Source organism: Bacillus cereus group sp. N14 (genome assembly GCF_016483555.1).
Classification (GTDB): domain Bacteria; phylum Bacillota; class Bacilli; order Bacillales; family Bacillaceae_G; genus Bacillus_A; species Bacillus_A wiedmannii.
Window position 1 is genome coordinate 1 of sequence record NZ_JAEHBQ010000137.1, and the last position, 235, is coordinate 235.

A 235-nucleotide genomic window follows, 5' to 3' on the forward strand; every position below is an offset into this window, starting at 1 on the left:
CTTCTGCTCAGCGAGATAAAGCCACAGACTACGGAAAGGATCATTGGGATCGTCTTGATAAAACGCCAGCAGATCATCTTGCGCTAACTTGTCACGACCGCCGTAATATAATGCGATCCCGCGATTCAAGTGCGCGTAGTTGTAAGTTGGATCAAGCTCAAGTACAGAATCAAACGCTTCATAGGCAGCATCAAAATTGCCTGCCTGCGTTAAATATATGCCTAAGTAATTGAAT

General features: G+C 44.7%; 1 protein-coding gene. It reads right to left on the minus strand.

Annotation, left to right across the window (positions count from 1 at the left end; translation table 11 throughout):
* Window positions 1–235: tetratricopeptide repeat protein (locus tag JDS82_RS29440; RefSeq protein ID WP_199714344.1), on the minus strand; the 235-nt coding region annotated here is incomplete at both ends.